This window comes from Nocardia asiatica NBRC 100129 (assembly GCF_000308415.1).
Taxonomy (GTDB): domain Bacteria; phylum Actinomycetota; class Actinomycetes; order Mycobacteriales; family Mycobacteriaceae; genus Nocardia; species Nocardia asiatica.
This window is the reverse complement of sequence record NZ_BAFS01000134.1, coordinates 1-1,168: the sequence shown is the minus strand read 5'-3', so window position 1 is coordinate 1,168 and position 1,168 is coordinate 1. Positions and strand designations below refer to the sequence as shown.

Here is a 1,168-nt window from a genome sequence, read left to right as displayed (position 1 = left end):
GATCCCGGATTCCAGGACGTCGTAGGACCGCACTCGGGAGCTGAACTCCTGCAACGCGACAGTGGCCTCCAGCCGGGCCAGATGTGCCCCCAGACAGAAGTGCACTCCCGCACCGAAACTGGCCAGACCGGACTTGTCGGCACGATCGATCCGGAAACTGTCGCCGTCGTCGAACACGGCGGGATCACGGTTGGCCGAACCGATCAGCAGCAGCACCTTCGCACCCGCCGGAATCACGCCCCCGTGATAGCCGAGGTCTTCTGTCGCGGTCCGCGCGATCATCTGACTGGAGGTGTCGTAGCGCAGCGTCTCTTCCACCCAATCGGGAACCAGCTCCGGCTCCGCGACGACTTTCGCGTACTCCCCCGGATTGCGCGCACCCCAATACAGGGCGTTGCCCAGCAACTTGGTGGTGGTCTCGTTCCCCGCCACCACCATCAAGAACAGAAAACCGATGATCTCTTCGTCGGACAGCCGGTCGCCGCCGATCTCGGCATCCAGCAACGCCGAGGTCAGATCCTCCCGCCGCACCCGCCGACGTTCGGCCACCATCTCCGCGTAATAGACCAGCAGCTTCATAGACGCTTCCGCCGCCGCCACCGGAACATCCAGCACGCCGTCCTCGCGGTGCACCACCAGATCGGCCAATCGGCGGATCTCCACCCGGTCCGCCTCCGGAACACCCATCAACTCGGAGATGACGTCCATCGGCAGCTTGCCCGCCACCTCATCGATCCAATCGAAAACCTCTCCCCCCAGCACCGGGCCGAGATACGACAACGTCAACTCCCGGATGCGGTCTTCCATCTCCGCGACACGCTTCGGGGTGAACCCCTTGAACACCAACCGCCGCATCCGCATGTGCCGCGGGTCGTCCATCGCCAGAAACGACATCACACGGTGCGCGTGTGGTCCCCACGCCGCCGGATCCAGCGACACTCCATTCGCGCTCGACAGTCCCACGCTGTCGCGGAACGCTCCGGTGACATCCGCATGCCGGGACAACGCCCAGAACCCCAGATCCGGGTTGTGGTAGAGCGGCGCCTCCTCGCGCAGCCGCCGATACGTCGGATACGGGTCCTCGTGAAACGCGTAGTCGTACGGATCGAACACCAGCGGCTCCACCGCAGCTGTCATCGCCCACACTCCCAAACCGAGAACACGTTCC

General features: G+C 64.6%; 1 protein-coding gene. It reads right to left on the bottom strand.

Translation table 11 applies throughout. The features are described from left to right. Positions 1-1,137: cytochrome P450 (locus tag ON27_RS12945; protein WP_043725196.1), on the bottom strand; the 1,137-nt coding region annotated here is incomplete at its 3' end. Positions 1,138-1,168: the final 31 nt, after the last annotated feature.